Raw genomic sequence first — 1,128 nt, forward strand, 5'->3', positions numbered from 1 at the left:
GCGGCGAAAGCCGCCGGGCCGTCGCCCGTTCGCGCTCAACCACCCCAATGCCACGCCCGGCACGGATGGCGTGCCGCGATGTCGGCGACCTGGGGGTATCGGGGGGTGCGGAGGCCGCGATACCGGCGACATGGCGGCTGCGGTCAGGTTTTCCAGGGCCGGGCGGCCCGGGTCAGGGCTCGAGGGCCGGGGCCGGGAGCGCCGGGCCGTCGCCGGCGAGGCGGAACGACTCCCCGCCGACCGGTTCCACCAGGCCGTCGGTGACCAGCCCGGCCAGCGCCCGCGAGCGCTGGACGTCGTCGGTCCACACCTGGTCCAGCCGCTGGTGCGGCACCGGGCCGCTGGCCTCCCGCAGCACCGCCAGCAGCAGCCCGCGGACCTGGCGGTCCGTGCCCGCGTACCGCTGCGGACGCCGCGTCGGACCGGCCGGAGCCTCCTGCCCGGAGGCCCGCCAGGCGCAGACCGACTCCACCGGGCAGGCAGCGCACCGGGGCGACCGGGCGGTGCAGATCACCGCCCCCAGCTCCATGAACGCGGCGCTGGCCAGCGCCGCCGCTGCCGGCTCCGCCGGCAGCAACTCCTCGGTGGCCACGAGGTCGGCGGGGCGGGTGGCCGGGCCGGCGTCCGGCTCCCCGGCGATCGCCCGGCAGACCACCCGCCGCACGTTGGTGTCCACGACCGGGTGCCGCTGCCCGTACGCGAAGGCGGCCACTGCGCGGGCCGTGTACGTGCCGACCCCCGGCAGGGCCAGGAGCTGGTCCAGCCGGTCCGGCACCTCGCCGCCGTGCCGCTCGACGATAGCCACCGCGCACTCGCGTAGCCGCATCGCCCGGCGTGGGTAGCCGAGCCGCCCCCACATCCGGATCGCCTCGGCGGGCGTGTCGGCGGCCAGCGCGGCGGGCGTGGGCCAGCGGGCCAGCCACGCCTGGAACGCCGGCAGCACCCGCACCACGGGCGTCTGCTGGAGCATGACCTCGCTGACCAGGATCGCCCAGGCGCCCACGCCGGTCACGCGCCACGGCAGGTCGCGGGCGTTCTGCTCGTACCACCGGCTGACGAGGGTGGCGAAAGTGGGCTCAGACATCGCGCCGCCGATCATGTCACGGGTCGCCTTCCCGCAGGTTGGGC

Annotated in this window: 1 protein-coding gene; it reads right to left on the bottom strand. The window is 77.1% G+C overall.

All coding sequences use genetic code 11. The annotated features are described in order from the left end of the window. Nucleotides 1–172 precede the first annotated feature (172 nt). Complete coding sequence (locus E1258_RS32765; protein ID WP_132407868.1) at nucleotides 173–1,084, bottom strand: A/G-specific adenine glycosylase; 912 nt, start codon at nucleotides 1,082–1,084, stop codon at nucleotides 173–175. Between the last annotated feature and the right edge of the window lie 44 nt (nucleotides 1,085–1,128).

Source organism: Micromonospora sp. KC207 (assembly GCF_004348615.1).
Taxonomy (GTDB): Bacteria; Actinomycetota; Actinomycetes; order Mycobacteriales; family Micromonosporaceae; genus Micromonospora.